This window comes from Bacillus mycoides (assembly GCF_001757995.1).
Classification (GTDB): Bacteria; Bacillota; Bacilli; order Bacillales; family Bacillaceae_G; genus Bacillus_A; species Bacillus_A mycoides_B.
In genome coordinates, this window is the sequence record NZ_LXLV01000062.1 from 335878 (window position 1) to 353346 (window position 17469).

Below are 17469 nucleotides of genomic sequence, written 5' to 3' on the forward strand. Positions count from 1 at the left end.
ATGAAACCTTCACAACCACAATCTCAATTGCATAATCAACATTCTATTAATAGACTAGCTCAATCTATTTTCGTTGTGAATCGTCATGCTAAAGCTGCAACTAACCCTAAGTACTTATATTGGTTAAAAAAGACTGCTTTAGAACGCTTAATTACTGAAAAAAAGGCTATCAAAGAAGGATTACATTTTTCTAGAAATCCACGTTTTAGTCAACAACAATCCGATGTTCTTATACGTTTAGGTGATTATTTTTTCCATATCCCTCCTACGAAAGATGATTTTCGCACCCTACCGCATCTTGGTCACCTTGAATCCTCCTATCGAAATCCGAAAACAACCTTATCTTTAACAATAGCAAAAAAAACACTTCAAGATTATATTGGTCCTGAAGCATTAAAACAAGAAAAAAAATTAAGCGAACCAGTTCCATGGTATAGCCGTACCTATACAAAAAAATAAAACAGTTTGGCCCATATTAGGCCAAACTGTTTTATTTTTTATCTTCCTTAATTTTAATATTCGCTTGTTTATAGAATGCAACTTTTTCTGTATTATATGATTTCGTATATTCATTAAACTTATCTTTTTCTATCTCAATATCTTTATATGCTTGGTTTACTACCTTTACTTTCTCGCTAATATCTTTTAATTTTGTACCTTTATCTTGTAGCATTGTATATAATTCTTTTTCTTGCTTTAAAGATTTATTATAGCTATCGTACATCTTTTGGAATGAATCATGTCGTTTCTCATAGGTACTCTTTACTTTATCCGCCTGGTCTTTTAATTTATTATCTTCAATTTTCTTCACATGCTTATCAGCTGACTTCACTTCTTCTTGCGCTTTATTTAACGCCTCTTTTTCTTTAATAAGAACTTTTTCTCGTTCAGCTGTATTTTTCACCGCTTGATCAAGCTTATCCTTAACAGCCTGATTATTATCTTTTCCTTCTTGGACAATTTGATTATATAATACTTGACCCTCTTTCTCTAATGACTCTAATTTTTTCGCATCTTCAAACATTGTTTTTTCTTGCTTGGCAGCATTTTCAAATGCAACATATAGCTCCTCTTCTGGTTTTGGGCCGAAACAACCAGCTAGTAAAGTCATTGATAATGCAGTTACAATTGCTAATTTATTATATTTCAACATCTTTTCCTCCTAATCAATAAACGACCACCGTGCCAAAAATCCCATGAAAACATGTAACTTCTTTATCTATTTCACGCTCGCATCTTTTTTACGAAGATCATCAATAATTATTTATACTGCTTGTACAATTTTCGTACTTGAAATTATGTATTGTCTTAAAACATAAAGGTATTTACCTTAATCTTACCTACTGCAAGAAACACTATAATGTTTCACCTGATAAAAGATGATTGTTGACCTCTCACATCTATCATTCCCTTTCTCACTTTCTATCAAATAACCTCTTTGTCCATTTTACATAGTGCAAAGGTGACCTCGCAACTCTTACAAAGATTCTTTTAATTTCTTAAAAAGGAAAAGTGTAGAGCATGTTTTCCTCTACACTTTTAAATTGAAAACATTGTGCAAAATGCATTGACACATCCACACACAATTATATGCTGTTTTCATATATTTTTAAAGACTTTTGTTACAAAAAAAAGTTTTCTTGTAACAAAAGACAAAAAAATGTTACAAAAAAATCTTTATATCATACTTCTTCAAATCAAAGTTTCATTCATGACGTTGCAAGTTTCTATAATTATACAATTGATTTTGTGCCTTTCTAAACAAATCTTCAAAAGTTTTCCCTTCTATCGGATAACTTGCAGCCCCAAATAATAGTGTGACACTTAATAAATCATTCGCTATTTCATTTTGAATATTTTTGATTAATCGATTTGTTATTGTTGACTTTTCATAGCCATTATCAACAGCTACGATAACATATTTATTTTCATCCCACCTCGTAACTACATCGCCTTTTCGAACTGTCTTTACAATTGTACGTTCTACTCTTTGGACTAGCTCATCTAACTTTTTTTCTTGCACTGTGTCCTTTAATACATCCCATTCTTTTACGGAAAGAATATACACTGTAATATTACGAGAATCTCTTTCTGATAAAGCAGCTACCTTCCCGAAAAAATCAACGACAAAATCGTTATTCGTCATTCCTCCTAATTCAATATTCACACGCGTATTCGCTCTTTTATCGTACCAATGTCCAAAATAATAGCTTAGTATCATTTGCAATATATAAATAATAAAGACGGTAAAAAATGATCGCGAATCTAACTTAGCAATTACATCCTGAAGTGCAATCCATTCTGTAACCGCAACTGTGTTCCCAAGTAATAATCCACTAATTTTCCCTTTATGTTTCATACTCTCCCCCCTTTTTATACTAATATATGTTTCTATAACAATAATGTTTTTCTACAAAATAAAAAATGTACATATTTAATGTACATTTCTACTTAAGCTTGTATACCTTTTCTATTTTATTTCATATATATACTATATATCGTTTTTAGAAAGGAGTGACCTATATGCCTCAAAAAGAAAATCTATTAGATATTATGCGCTTACTAGCTGGCTTTTTGTTATCATTAAAATTACTATTTAACTCTTTCGGAATAAACTTCATTACAAACGATCAAATTGACGCTATAGTAAATATTATTTCATTTCTATTCATTCTATATTTTGGATACAAAAATAACTATGTTGGAAAAAAGGGAGTGGAACAAAAAAAATTACTCAAGAAACACAATCTTCATTAAAGAAGGAACCTTTCACACAGGTTCCTTCTTATCATTTTCTGACAACCACTTCATTTGTTTGTAGCGGTCCATATGATACTCCTTTATATTGAAATGTATATGTAGCCTGAAATAATGAATTGGGAGGAGCTTTATCTTTATTTGCTTTTATTTGACAAATTAATTCTACCTTTTCACTCGGCGATAAATTATCGATTCGCCACCTTACAAGCTGAAATAAAAACTCACTGATTCCCTTATCTGCTTTTAAAGAGTTTGGGATATACGTGAAATAATCACGAATCATATGACTTACAACTACTCGCGAAATCATTTCAACGCCTTTATTTTCAACTTCAAGTCGAATAATTAGTATGTCATTAACATCATAGATCATCTCATATGAAAATTTTTCTTTATACATACTACGGATTTGCAATGTAACTGCTACATTGGATGCTTCCGTGTCCTTTTTAGAACCATCAATCCACAAAACCGGCTGTAACGGTATAGAATACCTTCCTTGATCCGAAATTCGTTTCCATATTTTCACAATATATTCACCTCATTCCAGATATATCATCTATACAACTGTATTCTGCCTCTCGATGCAATAAACTACACTTAGAAAAAATATTTAGCTTGTTACAAACCATATTAAATTTTTCTTTTCCTTTTATCCTATTCGACAATATAAAGAAAAAACCATTTTTAATATGTTGACACAGGTTATTCTTTATTAAATTTTTTTTTACAATTTCCTTCCTTGACTACATAACAAAATAAATTCTTACTCTCTCTTTTGGTCAATATAATAAAGTGAAACTTTAATCAGTGTGGGTTTTGTCCATCCCCCACTGATTATTAGCCTTCACCAATCGGGCTTTTACGGGCAGTTGATCTCCCACCTAACTTCCTCGCACTCGCCGAATTTTGGGGTGGGAGTCTTACTGCCCGTTAAAGCGGGATAAAATACTTTGGCTTAAGAAAACATTTACCTTTTAGTCAAATTTGACTATAATATAATCTATGATTTCCATTCTTTATATCATGTAAGATCAATTTTTATAAATAAAGAGGGAACGAAACAAACTGTACACAAAGGTTTTTATTCACTACATCTAAAAACTTAAGTTAGTTTAGTTTTTATTAAAGGAGGGCTACTTTTGGAAGTACAACTATCAAAAAACGATTCAAGTAAAACAAAATTTGTTGTTGCTGGTTTACTACTTGGTATTCTAATGGCAGCAATGGATAACACAATCGTCGCAACTGCGATGGCAACGATTGTCGGAGACTTAGGAGGGTTCGACAAATTCGTTTGGGTCACATCTGCCTACATGGTAGCAACAATGGCCGGAATGCCTATTTTCGGTAAGCTGTCTGATATGTACGGACGGAAACGCTTTTATATTGGCGGATTAATTCTCTTCTTATTTGGTTCTGCACTTTGCGGGACAGCATCAAGTATTGAACAACTAAGCATTTATAGAGCCATTCAAGGAATTGGTGGCGGCGCTCTTATGCCTATCGCATTTACAATTATGTATGATATATTCCCGCCTGAAAAGCGTGGGAAAATGACAGGACTATTTGGTGCTGTTTTCGGAACATCTAGTGTTTTCGGACCTTTATTAGGTGCTTACATTACAGATTATATAAGTTGGCACTGGGTCTTCTATATTAATATTCCATTAGGACTTATTTCCTTCTTCTTCATTACTAAATACTACAACGAGTCTCTAGAATATCGAAAACAAAAAATTGACTGGGCTGGTGCTATTACGCTTGTCATTAGTATCGTTTGCTTAATGTTTGCTTTAGAACTTGGTGGTAAAGAATATGCATGGGACTCTAATGTGATTATTGGTTTATTTTCAACTGTTGTTATTCTGCTTATTATTTTCTTCTTTGTAGAAAGAAACGCAACCGAGCCTATTATTTCTTTCCATTTATTTAAAAAACCTTTATTTGCAGCTAGCCAAGGTGTTGCCTTTTTCTATGGCGCAGCTTTTATCATCTGTACAGTTTATATTCCAATCTTCGTTCAAGGTGTTCTCGGTGGTTCAGCCTCAAATGCTGGATTAATTTTGACACCTATGATGGTAGGATCTGTAATTGGAAGTCAAACTGGTGGACAATTAGCTTCACGAACAAGTTATCGTAACATCATGATAGTATCTGGAGTTTTCTTCGTTCTTGGTATTTATTTACTAAGTACTTTAACTATGGAAACACCTCGTACACTCGTAACAATGTTTATGGTGCTTGCTGGACTTGGAGTTGGATTCTCCTTCTCAGTTTTAAGTATGGCATCTATTCACAAACTAGAAATGAGAGATCGCGGTTCTGCTACATCAACGAACTCATTCTTCCGTTCACTCGGAATGACCCTTGGCGTCACGATTTTCGGTACGATTCAAAATCATGTTTTCACTGATAAATTAAAAGCAGTCTTCCCTCCTGAACTAGCAAAAATGGCTCCTAAAGGTGGCGATACAAGCTTTTTATTATCACCAAATGCTACTGAAAAGCTACCTCCTGAAGTACTAATTGGAATTAAGGAGGCTCTTGCAACATCTATTGCTAATACATTTTTCTGGGCACTTATCCCAGCTACGCTAAGTATAATTTGTATTTTACTTATGGGAAATGAACGTCTTTTAACAGGACCAAAAACGAAGCAAAAACAAAAACAAGTAAGCTAATATAGAAAAACGAAACGGTATATCCCTTTATGAAAGAGGATATACCGTTTATAATATATATAAAGTTTCTATATACAGGAGTTGAGACAGCATGAGCATGAAATTAGTCATTCTCGGCTTGTTACTTGAAGGAGATAAACATCCATATGAAGTGCAGCACATAATGAAAGAAAGACAAATGGATTGTTATATTAAATATGCCAAGGGATCGCTATACTATGCCTTCGAGCAATTAGAAAAACAAGGTGCGATTTGTGTTACAAATATTGTTCGAGACACAAATAGACCAGATAAGACAATCTTCCATATAACTGAAGAAGGCAAAGCCCTTTTCCACACTTTATTATTAAAACAATTTGAAGCGAAAAACCAAATATATAAACCTATTTATTCTGCGCTCTCTTTCGCTCACTTTAGCGACGAACAAGCACTAGTTCCTATTTTGGAAAAAAAGAGAGATGATACTGTTCAATACTTACATACAATGCAAACGATATACAATCATAACAAACAACTAGTTCCCCGTGCTCAACTGTATATTCTACAAAGCGTCATTGAGCATATTAATGTTGAGTTACGTTGGCTAAACACACTCTTACAAGATGCAACTGCAGGTCGTCTTTCAGAAATAGGTGTAGATAATGATTAAGTTTTTCTAAAAGAGGTGCCTCCTCTTTTAGAAAAACTTAATACTATAATTATTCCTCGCAACTCAAAACACCCTCATTTTAATAATAAATACCTATTAAAAACTCTTAATTTTCTGAATAAAAAGAAATAAAAAACTTTAGAATTTTCTTATTTTAAAACAGTGGACAAAATTCCGAAAATTGTGTTAGAATTTGTTTCAATATCATATCTCTTGTTAAATTCCTTTCAAAAGGAAAATAGGTACACGAACATTTCACTTCGTGTTTCAAAGGGAAGTTTGGTGAAACTCCAACACGGTCCCGCCACTGTAAATGCTGAGATTTCTTTTTGGTGCCACTGTGAAAACGGGAAGGTGAAAGAAATTATATGAAGCATAAGTCAGGAGACCTGCCTATTTTAACAACACTGATAGACTCACGGATGATGATGAGGTGTTAAGAACAAAAAGGAAGGCTTATTTTTCTATGCCTTTATGCTTTTTGTTATAGGTATTTCCGAGTAAACGGAAATGCTTACTTTCAATTAGGGAGGAATTTAAAATGGCAATTCAAACAAGTAACTTAGGTTATCCACGTATCGGACTACAACGAGAGTGGAAAAAAACATTGGAAGCTTTTTGGTCCAATAAAATTGATGAAGAACAATTTTTAACGACAATGAAAGAAATTCGCCTTCAACACGTCAAAGTACAGCAAGAAAAAGGCATTGAATTAATTCCAGTTGGCGATTTTACATATTATGACCACGTTCTGGATACGGCCTACATGTTAGGATTCATCCCGTCACGTTTTTCAGAGTTTACCTCTTACCTTGATGTATATTTTGCAATGGCACGCGGCTCTAAAGATCACGTTGCTTCTGAAATGACAAAATGGTTTAACACAAACTATCATTACATTGTTCCTGAATATGAAGAAGGATTACAAATCTCTTTAAAAGACAATCGTCCTCTTCGTTTATATGAAGAAGCGAAAAAAGAGTTAGGCGTTGATGGAAAACCAGTTATTTTAGGACCTTATACATTCCTAAAACTAGCAAAAGGTTATAACGAAGAGCAATTTGCCACTATTTTAAAAGAGCTAGTTGCACCTTATGTACAATTATTCTCTGAATTACACGCAGCTGGAGCACAAATTATTCAAGTTGACGAACCAATCTTCGCATCTTTAACAAAAGATGAAATTAATCAAGCGAAAGAACTTTACGAAGCTATTCATAAAGAAGTTCCGAATGCTAATCTTCTTCTACAAACATATTTTGATAGTGTAGAAGAGAACTATGAAGAAATTATTACATTCCCTGTTTCTGGTATTGGATTAGACTTTGTTCATGGCAAAGAAGGTAATGTAAATGCTATTTCAAAATATGGATTCCCGGCTGATAAAATTTTAGCCATCGGTTGTATAGATGGCCGTAACATTTGGAGAGCTGATCTTGATGATGTACTTTCTTTATTTACAACATTACAAAATCAAATCACAGCAAAAGGTTTAATTGTTCAACCTTCTTGTAGCTTATTGCATACTCCAATTGATAAAACGGAAGAAACGCACTTAGCAAGTGAATTATTTGATGCACTTGCATTTGCTAATCAAAAATTAGAAGAACTAGTCCTTATCCATTCTGCTCTTACTAAAGGTGTAGAAAGCATCAGTAGCGATTTGACAACATATCGTAATGCACATCATGCAATCCGCTCATCAGCTGCACGTAATCGTGAAGATGTAAAAGTGGCACGTACATCACTTAAAGAAGATGATTTCTCACGTCCTCTTCCATTTGAAAAACGATATGAACTACAGCAAGTAGCTTTACAATTACCGTTGTTACCAACAACAACTATCGGTAGCTTCCCGCAAACATCTGAAGTTCGTCAAACACGTAAACAGTGGCGTAACGGCGATATTACAAATGAACAATATAACCAGTTCATTGAAAAAGAAACTGCAAAGTGGATTCGTTACCAAGAAGATATTGGTCTTGATGTACTAGTACATGGTGAATTCGAAAGAACTGACATGGTGGAATATTTTGGAGAAAGACTTGCTGGTTTCTCCTTTACTAAAAACGGATGGGTACAATCATACGGTTCTCGTTGCGTAAAACCACCTGTTATTTATGGTGATGTTGCCTTTATAAGTGGAATGACTATTAAAGAAACTGTATATGCACAAAGCTTAACAGAGAAAGTAGTAAAAGGTATGCTAACTGGACCTGTCACTATTTTAAATTGGTCATTCGTTCGAAATGATATTTCAAGAAAAGAAGTTTCATATCAAATTGCATTAGCACTTCGTCATGAAATTGAATTACTTGAATCTTCCGGAATTAGAGTAATCCAAGTCGATGAACCTGCACTTCGTGAAGGTATGCCGTTAAAAGAAAAAGATTGGGATGCTTACATTACATGGGCAGTTCAATCATTCCTTTTAGCAACATCTTCTGTAGAAAATGAAACACAAATTCATACTCATATGTGTTACAGTAACTTCGAAGATATTGTAGATGCAATTCGTGCGTTAGATGCAGATGTTATTTCTATCGAAACATCAAGAAGTCATGGAGAATTTATTAATACATTAAAACATACAACATATGAAAAAGGAATTGGTCTAGGTGTATATGATATTCATAGCCCACGTGTCCCAAGTAAAGATGAAATGTTCACAATCGTGGAACAATCTTTACAAGTATGTGATCCTAAATATTTCTGGATTAATCCAGACTGTGGTTTAAAAACACGAAGAACTGAGGAAGTTATCCCTGCTTTAGAGCACATGGTTCAGGCAGCAAAAGACGCTCGTTCTCTCCTAAAAACAAACGCATAATAAAAAAAACGTGTTATCCTTCAAAAAGGATAACACGTTTTTTTATTCTACACTCTCAAAATAGAAGTCGTATTGTACTTTATATAATTCATCGTCTGTTGGCTCTTCAAGAGGAGTTGCCTGCAAGACTATCACATATTCCCCGTTCGGAATAGGAATATGCAATTTATTAGAAAGAATACTTGTTATATATACTTCTTCATTCTTCACTGTGAAAGGAACTGATATCGTTCTAACCACTTCTTCTTTCTCAATATGATTTCCGCAAGTAACTTCCACTTCACAAGTATAGTCAGAGATTGCTTCAAAAATAATAGCTCCATCCACCTCAGCATAGCCTCTTTCAAAATCTTCAGGAGTCCAATCTACATAAGGCTGCTGACCATCATAATTCATTATCATTAATTGCGAATATGAAATTGTTAATTCCATAACTATCCCTCTCCTCCACTATGAAATGTATGCTATTTACTATTTCACTTCAAATTTCACACGCGTACCATCTGGATATTTGTCTAGCTTATTCCCTACCCAAGAACCTGCACCGCGGTTATCTGCTGGACTTATATATTCAATATGAGCTCCTTTTCCGCCTTCCTTACACATCGCCATCGGCCATTCATCACGGTCATAACCTTTCTTCGTCGGATATGGCGCTAACGATAATTTCCTTCTATCCGCTGCACCATTACGATCAATTGTACACATTTCTGAATGCCCTTCTTTTATAGCATCCGTTATATGTTTTCCGGTCTCTGGATATCGTTCTTTCGGGAACTCTAGAATTTGATCATACGTAGTTGTTTTTTTAGTACTTGTCTCCTCTGGCACAAGTACTTCATATACCGCTACCAAAAGAGAAAGAATTGCAATAATTGAAATGATAATACCTTTAAATTGCTTCATGTGTACCTCCGTGTTCCTACCAATTTCTTTTCCTCAGTTATTATAACAAACTTCTTCTATGTATGTTTTCAGACATTATTTTAGCTCTTCCTCTCCATTCCGCCAAAAACATTCATTTTTCCTCATCTTTTCACTAATGCTGTAGAAAACTAATAACCTTCCGACATTCTTTTTCAAAGGAAGTCCTCATAAAAGATTGAAATGATATATACGATACTTTTTGGGGAGGAACTATCATGGAAGCTATTTATAAAACGAAAGATGTTACAAATAAAACAGGTATCCCAAAACATATAGTCCGAAAATATAGCCAACTCTTAGAGGAACACGGCTATATCATTTCAAAAACAGCTGATGCTCGTATTTATAAATTGGATGATTTAAAACTATTGAAATCTATACATGAAAGAGCTGCTACATTACAAGAAGATATTTCAGAAACAATACCTATTATTTTAAAAGAAAAAGAGGCCCCACCTGTACCTGTTATTCAAGATAAACAAGAAGTGCAACCAAAAGAAGATGGGCGTAACTTTGAGGAGTTCATGTTAAAACTTGAAATGCTTGCTCAATTAAATGAAGCAATTATTCATCAAAACTCTACTCTCATTACACAAAATCGTTTAAAAGACGAGAAATTAGATGAACTAATGCAACAAGTTTATGTAAAAGAAGGCTCTCAAGAAAAAATGTTACAAGAGCTAGTTATTCACGCCGCTCAAACAGATGCACTCCAAAAAGAAAAGATGGACTTATTAATGAATCATATGTATAAGCGAGAATCAAAACAAGAAGAAAAAATGAATAAACTTGTCAATCAAATCTACAATAAAGACAGCAACCGTGATACACAACTTATGCAAGTTATTCGTGAAATTCAAGAAACAAAAAGATTAGTTGCCGCCTCAAAAGAGCAAAGTTTCTTTCAATCATTTAAAAGTTTATTCGTTCGAACAAAACAAGAAAAAATAAATGAATGAAATTTTGTATATTTTTCTAATGCACGACAAAATAAAAAGTTACCTTCTACCGGTAACTTTTATTCCTTATATCGTACAGCTGGCAATATAATAATAGCTTCAGTTCCTTTTCCGCTTTCACTTTTATATTCCAATGTACCATTATGTGCTTGTAAAATACTAAATGTTACCATAAGGCCTAATCCTGTCCCCTTTTCTTTTAAAGAATAATACGGTTGTCCAAGCCTTGCTAACTGTTCCTTTGTCATTCCAACACCACTATCTTTAACTCTTATTATTATCATTTCATCTTTTTGAATAGCTGTTACTTTTAAATACCCTTTGTTTCCTTGAATTGCTTCAATACCGTTTTTAACAACATTCATAATAGCTTGCTTCAATTTCGTCTTATCACCGATAGTATAAAGGCTCTCAGAAATCTCAACTTGCAAATAAACGCCCTGCATCGCTGCAAATGATGACATAAGAGTTGTCATTTCAATTAATTGTGCTGATAAACAAATATGTTCTTTTTTTTCAATTTGAGGCCTTGCTAAATTTAAATAATCTGAAATAATCTGTTCAGCACGATCCAGTTCAGCTAATACGAGACGCATATAATCTTTGTTTTTTACGTCTTCCGTACTCTCTAGCAATTGAATAAACCCTCGTACAACAGTGAGAGGGTTTCGAACTTCATGTGCAACACTTGCAGCTAACTCACTTACAATATTAAGTTTTTCTGATTTTTGCATTTCTGTACGCAATAATGCATTTTCGTTTAAATACTCAGTCAAATACACTTGAAATACCATTGTCATAACCATAATAAGTGATGCAAATATATACCCACTATATAGATTAGATATGTACGGTGTAAAACCTGTTTCTAAAAGGACATTCAACATCCCAACTACTAATGAAACAAGAACATAAAATGATGCAATCATAAAAGCTAATATTAGCTTCTTATCTCTTGAAAAAAGAGACCATTTCTTTGACAAAAACAATGGAATTATCGAAAGAAATATAACTTCTACGATAGGCAACCAACTGAGCCCCTTAAAAATCCATTCATATGCAACAAAAATAATGGCAGGGATGAGCCCAACAATCCCACCATATAAAAAACCACTAACAATTGGGATTGGATGAAAATTGTATCCGCAAACGGTACCAAAACAAATAGAGTATGTCATGGAGAGAACGAGTGTAACGCTAGATAAAAACATAATAAAGTAGCGATTAGGCTTCGGAAGCATTTCTTGATAACGATTTAAACGAATCGCTTCATATAAAAATAGTGGTAAAATAATGATGGCAATTTGGATCATTAAATCACGAATCAGCTCCATAGCCTCTCATCCCCTATATGTATTTTGATATGATTATATCATTTTATAAGTCGATTTGTTTTAAAATTTTGATTTTTCTTAACATTTTTGTTAATTATTTGTTAACAACTAATAATAAATGTTACAAATTTCCGAAATGATTGTAAACCCTGTACCAAATTTCCTTCGTGCAGTATACAATGAATACGGATTACAAAGAAAATAAAAAACACTTCACTAGACGGACAACTATCGCAAAATACAGCATATAATCCATACTATCTATGTTTACAAATAAGTGATCATTACTTTAGTAGGAGGAAGATAAATATGGCGGGTACTACGCTTGTTTTAAAAGAAGAAAATTTGGTTGTGCTAGAAAACGTTGAAAAATCAGTATACGAAGAATTGCAACATAAAGCAGGGGAAGAAAACTGTACATGTGCTGTAAATGAATCCGTTGTCCATCTTGGCAAAGTATCTTCCGTACTTTGGAACGAAGATGAAATAGATTGGGAATACGGTTATTAAAAAGTCGCTTTCAGCGGCTTTTTTTCTGTTCTCCCTTTCTAAATTTCATATACAAAGCGTAATCATAGAAAATATGATAAAATGGACTTAATTTTCAAACGGAAGAAAGGGAGATACAATGGAACAATTCATTAACCCTAGAGTGAAGGACATCCAAATTTCTGGAATCCGCCAATTCTCTAACATGATTCAAAACTATGATAATCTAATCTCTTTAACAATTGGACAACCCGATTTCCCTACACCTTCTCTAGTAAAAGAAGCGGCAAAACGGGCCATTACAGAAAATTATACAAGCTATACACACAACGCTGGTTTATTAGAATTACGCGAGGCGGCTTGTAACTTTGTAAAAGATAATTACGATTTACACTATTCACCTGAAAACGAAACCATTATTACAATTGGCGCTAGTGAAGCGATTGATGTTGCATTCCGAACTATTTTAGAACCAGGAACGGAAGTAATTTTACCTGTTCCTATTTATCCTGGTTACGAGCCGATTATTCGACTATGCGGTGCAACTCCTATTTTTATAGATGTTCGTGAAACTGGATTTCGTTTAACAGCTGAAGCTCTGCAAAATGCAATTACAGAACGAACAAGATGCGTCGTTTTACCGTATCCTTCTAATCCAACTGGTGTTACGTTATCAAAAGAAGAATTAGAAGATATTGTATCTATCTTAAAAGATAAAAATATTTTCGTTCTTTCCGATGAAATTTATAGCGAACTTGTATATGAAGACAAACACACATCTATCGCTCATTTCCCCGAAATGCGTGATAAGACTATTGTCATTAATGGCTTATCAAAATCACATTCTATGACCGGCTGGCGTATCGGACTTTTATTCGCCCCAAGTTATTTAGCAAAACACATTTTAAAAGTTCATCAATACAATGTTACGTGCGCTACTTCAATTGCCCAATATGCTGCAATCGAAGCTTTAACAGCTGCTAAAGATGCACCGAAGATGATGCGCTATCAATACAAAAAACGCCGTGATTACGTGTATAATAGACTCATTCAAATGGGTTTAACGGTTGAGAAGCCAACAGGTGCATTTTATTTATTCCCATATGTTGGACACTTAACATCTTCATCATTTGATTTTGCACTTGATCTTGTAAAAGAAGCTGGGCTAGCCGTCGTTCCTGGAACCGCATTTTCTGAATATGGTGAAGGTTATCTTCGTCTTTCCTATGCTTATAGTATCGAAACTTTAAAAGAAGGCTGTGATCGTTTAGAAGCCTTTCTAAAGCAAAAAGCTAAGAGTTAAACTCTTAGCTTTTTTATGCATACTGATCACAAGTTTGACGTTTCAATAATTTATGTGGAATGATAATACATTTTGCAGTAGACTCAGAATGCTCCACCTTATCAACTAAAGCTTTTGCCGCTTCATACCCTAATTGATAAATATTCACATCAACTGTCGATAGTGGTGGACTAGCAATTTCTGATAATAAAGCATTGTTAAAGCTTACAATCGAAACATCTTTCGGTACAACAAATCCTTTTTTAGAAAGCGCACTTAGCACGCCAAGTCCAATTAAATCATCCGTTGCCATAATTGCTGTCGGTGGTTGTTTTAGTCCCATTAATTCCTCAACAGCCTGTTGACCACTCTCTCTTGAAAAATCAAAGTGTAAAATATACTCTTTCGGCAATAGAATATCTGCTAGTTTCAAAGCATCACTCATCCCCGCCAAACGATCTCTCGTTACAAGTAAATCTGAGCCACCGCCAATGAACGCGATTTGCTTATGCCCTAATGAAATCAAATATTCCGCTACTTCTCTTGCAGCCGTATAATTGTCATTATCTACATATGTAATTTCATCTTTTCGATCATATGGCTTTCCTATTAAAACAAACGGGAAATTTTGTTCATGCAAATATTGAATAATCCGATCGTTCTCTCTTGAATATAAAAGAATAATGCCACCAATTTGACGCCCTTGTACCATCTTTACAACACCATTAAAAATTTCTTCTTCCGTTTCACCTGTCGACATATAAAGCGCATACCCTTCCACATGTGCAAAAGAGCTAATTCCTCTTATAACTTCCGGGAAAAACGGATTTTGAAAAGCTTTACTTGCAGAGCTCGGCATAACGAGCCCAAGCGTTTTCGTTGTTTGATTTGCAAGGTTTCTTGCATTTAAATTTGGGTGATAGCCTAGTTCACTCATTACTTTTCGAACACGGCGCTTTGTCTTTTCACTTATACTTGGATTATCAGCAATTACACGGGAAACCGTCGATGGTGCAACATTTGCCTTCTTCGCCACATCTTTAATTGTAACTGTCATAAAAATCCCCCCTCTCACTTCTCTGCCATATTTCATATATTGTTATCTTGCAATCGGTGCAAGCAATAGGAGCAGTCGTAAACTTTCATCACTTTATTCTATCTTGCAAAAATCATCTTATTCTCCCTCTCCATGTATTGTAAGGGATATAGCTCTTTTTTCCTATACTATAATATACTATTTATTTCACATTTTTTCTCATTTAATGTCAAATCTCTTTTCATCTCCCTACAAAGGCTTTTATAGAGAGATGAAAAGAGAAATGGGACGTAATGTCCCATTTTCACCCTTTCGTACCTCCAGCTGTTAAACCAGAAATGAAGTATTTTTGTAATGATAGGAATAAAATTGAAATTGGTATTGCAATTAATACTGATCCAGCTGCAAATGTTGTAAATTCATTACCAAATTTTTTCGCTACCATTTCATATAATCCAACTGCTAAAGTGTAATTTTCCGGCGTGCGTAAAATAATACTTGCTAAAATAAAATCTGTAAATGGACCGATGAAAGTGAATAATGCTACAACCGCTACGATTGGCTTTGCAAGCGGCATAATGATTTGCCAAAAAATACGGAAGTGTCCTGCTCCATCCATGCGGGCTGACTCATCCAACTCTTTCGGAATCGTATCAAAATACCCTTTCATAAGCCAAGTGTTCATCGGAATTGCTCCGCCCACATAAATTAAAATTAATGCAAGATGTGTATCAATTAATCCTGTTAACTGCGCTAATACGTATAGTGCGATTAACGCTGCAAAGTTCGGAATCATTTGTAGAATTAAAAATGTTAATAAACCATTTTTTCTTCCGAAAAAACGATATCTCGAAAATGCATAAGCAGTAAAGCTAATTGCTAACACCGAAAAAATCATCGTCATAACACTAACTTTTAATGTATTTTTATACCAAAGTAAGTACTTACTTGAATCAAGATCAAGTAGCTTACGATAATGATCTAACGTTGCATTTTTCGGAATAATGCTAGAACCAGACAAACTATCTCCTGGATTAAACGATGAACCAATAATCCATAGTAATGGATAGAAAATAATCGCACACATTATGAAGATAACCAAATAACTTAATGAAAGACGTAACATCTTTTGTCGTTTAATATTCATTTACATCATATCCTCTTCTTGGAATGATTTTGTTCTCTTAAATTGCCATAAAGCAACTGTAATAACGATTAACGATAAAATCATTGTAAGAGCTGCTGCTTTTCCGTACTGCGCTGAAGTCATCGTTAACTTATAAATCCATGAAATTAAAATATCCGTTCCACCTGCATCTTGCCCCGCTACAGCAGGACCTCCGCCGTTAAATAGATAAATGATACTAAAGTTATTAAAGTTAAACGTATATTGTGTAATTAAAATTGGTGCTGTTGCGTATAAAACAAGTGGCAATGTAATTTTGCGGAACTGTTGCCAAGCAGTTGCTCCATCTACTGTAGCCGCTTCATATAATTCTCCTGGAATCGATTGCAATATACCTGTTGTCATTGCAAAGACGAATGGGAAACCAAGCCACGTTTGGATCATAATTAAAGCAATCTTCGCCCAAAACGGATCTGTCATCCAAGCAATCTTTTCAATCCCGAATAAAGCTAATACTTGATTATTAATTGCTCCAAATGTTTCATTAAACATACCCGAGAAGACAAGAATAGATACGAATGCTGGAACAGCCCACGGTAAAATGAAGATTGTTCGAATAATTGCCTTACCTTTAATACCAGGCTGATTTACGATAATCGCTAAGAAAATACCAAGTGCAACTTGTAATGTTGTTGCAACAAATGTCCAAATGACAGTCCAAGAAAATACACTTAAAAATGTCTCTCTCCACATTGGTAATGTGAAAATATCAATAAAGTTTTTAAAGCCCACCCAATCTACCAATTTAGCTGGAGGAGAGTGATATAAGTCATAGTTCGTAAATCCAATTAAGATTACAAAAATGATTGGAAATACAACTACAAAGATTAGTAATAGAAATCCTGGTGAAACCATTAAATATGGAAAACCTTGATCTAATAAGTTACGGTATTGCTCTTTTACTGAGTTTAATGGTGTTCCTATATCACGTTTTTTCCCATTTTGGTATGCATCATATAAGTTAAATCCATATATTCCGAGTCCAAACACTATGACGATTAGTGCCAAAATCCCTTCTACTAATAGAAAGACAGAATGGTCACGTGGAACTTCTGTACCGAGCGTTACAATTCCCCATAATCCCATATTTAACAAATCAGCAAATGCTACAATAAATGAACCTGTTAATACTAGAAAAATAAGACCTTTTACATATTGTTTATTATATAGTTGACCAATACCTGGAATAATAGATAACATGGTCGCCATTTTCCTATGTTTCGAACCGTTCATATCTTTCATTGGTTCCATAGATGTTTGCATGTTCCTTCCCCCTTTTTTCTTCCTACTTGGAAGGGAGAGAATTCGTGCCTCTCATATTAGAGGCACGAAT

At 34.2% G+C, this 17469-nt stretch carries 17 protein-coding genes and 1 riboswitch; of the genes, 8 read left to right on the top strand and 9 right to left on the bottom strand.

From position 1 onward, the window contains the following. Positions 1 to 459: a YkyB family protein gene (locus BWGOE10_RS20025; RefSeq protein WP_000804854.1), complete on the top strand. Its 459-nt coding sequence runs from the start codon at positions 1 to 3 to the stop codon at positions 457 to 459. A 31-nt stretch (positions 460 to 490) separates the two neighbouring features. Here the strand turns inward: BWGOE10_RS20025 and BWGOE10_RS20030 are convergent, their stop codons facing one another. Both BWGOE10_RS20030 and BWGOE10_RS20035 read right to left on the bottom strand, forming a co-directional pair. Beyond that, complete coding sequence (locus tag BWGOE10_RS20030) at positions 491 to 1153, bottom strand: YkyA family protein (RefSeq protein ID WP_070144688.1); 663 nt, start codon at positions 1151 to 1153, stop codon at positions 491 to 493. Positions 1154 to 1705: 552 nt separating this feature from the next. Next, positions 1706 to 2359: a diguanylate cyclase domain-containing protein gene (locus tag BWGOE10_RS20035; protein ID WP_070144689.1), complete on the bottom strand. Its 654-nt coding sequence runs from the start codon at positions 2357 to 2359 to the stop codon at positions 1706 to 1708. Between the two features lie 164 nt (positions 2360 to 2523). On the opposite strand from BWGOE10_RS20035, the gene BWGOE10_RS20040 reads away from it, so the two are divergent. Continuing rightward, on the top strand, positions 2524 to 2757 hold the full coding sequence (locus BWGOE10_RS20040; RefSeq protein WP_070144690.1) for a phage holin: 234 nt from the start codon (positions 2524 to 2526) through the stop codon (positions 2755 to 2757). Between the two features lie 31 nt (positions 2758 to 2788). Here the strand turns inward: BWGOE10_RS20040 and BWGOE10_RS20045 are convergent, their stop codons facing one another. Then, the gene (locus BWGOE10_RS20045) at positions 2789 to 3289 is read right to left on the bottom strand and encodes a hypothetical protein (RefSeq protein WP_070144691.1); all 501 of its coding nucleotides are present in this window, start codon (positions 3287 to 3289) and stop codon (positions 2789 to 2791) included. A 613-nt stretch (positions 3290 to 3902) separates the two neighbouring features. Here BWGOE10_RS20045 and BWGOE10_RS20050 point away from each other — a divergent pair. The 3 genes from BWGOE10_RS20050 to metE all read left to right on the top strand — a co-directional run bounded on the left by BWGOE10_RS20050 (position 3903) and on the right by metE (position 8923). Further along, complete coding sequence (locus BWGOE10_RS20050; RefSeq protein WP_070144692.1) at positions 3903 to 5444, top strand: MDR family MFS transporter; 1542 nt, start codon at positions 3903 to 3905, stop codon at positions 5442 to 5444. A gap of 91 nt (positions 5445 to 5535) precedes the next feature. Further along, on the top strand, positions 5536 to 6093 hold the full coding sequence (locus BWGOE10_RS20055; protein ID WP_070144693.1) for a PadR family transcriptional regulator: 558 nt from the start codon (positions 5536 to 5538) through the stop codon (positions 6091 to 6093). 223 nt (positions 6094 to 6316) lie between these two features. Further along, positions 6317 to 6505: riboswitch (cobalamin riboswitch) on the top strand. A 129-nt stretch (positions 6506 to 6634) separates the two neighbouring features. Continuing rightward, positions 6635 to 8923, top strand: a complete 2289-nt coding sequence (gene metE, locus BWGOE10_RS20060; RefSeq protein ID WP_070144694.1) for a 5-methyltetrahydropteroyltriglutamate--homocysteine S-methyltransferase — start codon at positions 6635 to 6637, stop codon at positions 8921 to 8923. A gap of 42 nt (positions 8924 to 8965) precedes the next feature. On the opposite strand, the gene comJ is transcribed toward metE, so the two are convergent. Next, the gene (gene comJ / locus BWGOE10_RS20065; RefSeq protein WP_070144695.1) at positions 8966 to 9355 is read right to left on the bottom strand and encodes a competence protein ComJ; all 390 of its coding nucleotides are present in this window, start codon (positions 9353 to 9355) and stop codon (positions 8966 to 8968) included. A gap of 39 nt (positions 9356 to 9394) precedes the next feature. After that, entirely contained in the window at positions 9395 to 9829 is a 435-nt protein-coding gene (gene nucA / locus BWGOE10_RS20070; RefSeq protein WP_002014817.1) for a DNA-entry nuclease, read from the bottom strand. A gap of 236 nt (positions 9830 to 10065) precedes the next feature. Between nucA and BWGOE10_RS20075 the strand changes: the two genes are divergently transcribed. Continuing rightward, positions 10066 to 10809, top strand: coding sequence for a DUF3967 domain-containing protein (locus BWGOE10_RS20075; RefSeq protein WP_070144696.1), 744 nt, complete (start codon positions 10066 to 10068; stop codon positions 10807 to 10809). A 59-nt stretch (positions 10810 to 10868) separates the two neighbouring features. Here BWGOE10_RS20075 and kinB read toward each other — a convergent pair whose 3' ends face one another. Beyond that, a complete protein-coding gene (gene kinB, locus BWGOE10_RS20080; protein WP_070144697.1) occupies positions 10869 to 12143 on the bottom strand; it encodes a sporulation sensor histidine kinase KinB in 1275 nt (424 codons plus the stop codon). A gap of 309 nt (positions 12144 to 12452) precedes the next feature. Here kinB and BWGOE10_RS20085 point away from each other — a divergent pair, with 309 nt between their 5' ends. Further along, a complete protein-coding gene (locus BWGOE10_RS20085) occupies positions 12453 to 12653 on the top strand; it encodes a hypothetical protein (RefSeq protein WP_000929280.1) in 201 nt (66 codons plus the stop codon). A gap of 118 nt (positions 12654 to 12771) precedes the next feature. Next, positions 12772 to 13935, top strand: coding sequence for an aminotransferase A (locus tag BWGOE10_RS20090; RefSeq protein WP_070144698.1), 1164 nt, complete (start codon positions 12772 to 12774; stop codon positions 13933 to 13935). A 13-nt stretch (positions 13936 to 13948) separates the two neighbouring features. Here BWGOE10_RS20090 and malR read toward each other — a convergent pair whose 3' ends face one another. The 3 genes from malR to malC all read right to left on the bottom strand — a co-directional run bounded on the left by malR (position 13949) and on the right by malC (position 17399). Next, entirely contained in the window at positions 13949 to 14971 is a 1023-nt protein-coding gene (gene malR / locus BWGOE10_RS20095) for a maltose operon transcriptional repressor MalR (RefSeq protein ID WP_070144699.1), read from the bottom strand. A gap of 283 nt (positions 14972 to 15254) precedes the next feature. Further along, positions 15255 to 16097, bottom strand: coding sequence for a maltosaccharide ABC transporter permease MalD (malD, locus tag BWGOE10_RS20100; RefSeq protein ID WP_070144700.1), 843 nt, complete (start codon positions 16095 to 16097; stop codon positions 15255 to 15257). Next, on the bottom strand, positions 16098 to 17399 hold the full coding sequence (malC, locus tag BWGOE10_RS20105; protein WP_070144701.1) for a maltosaccharide ABC transporter permease MalC: 1302 nt from the start codon (positions 17397 to 17399) through the stop codon (positions 16098 to 16100). It abuts the gene before it with no gap. Positions 17400 to 17469: the final 70 nt, after the last annotated feature.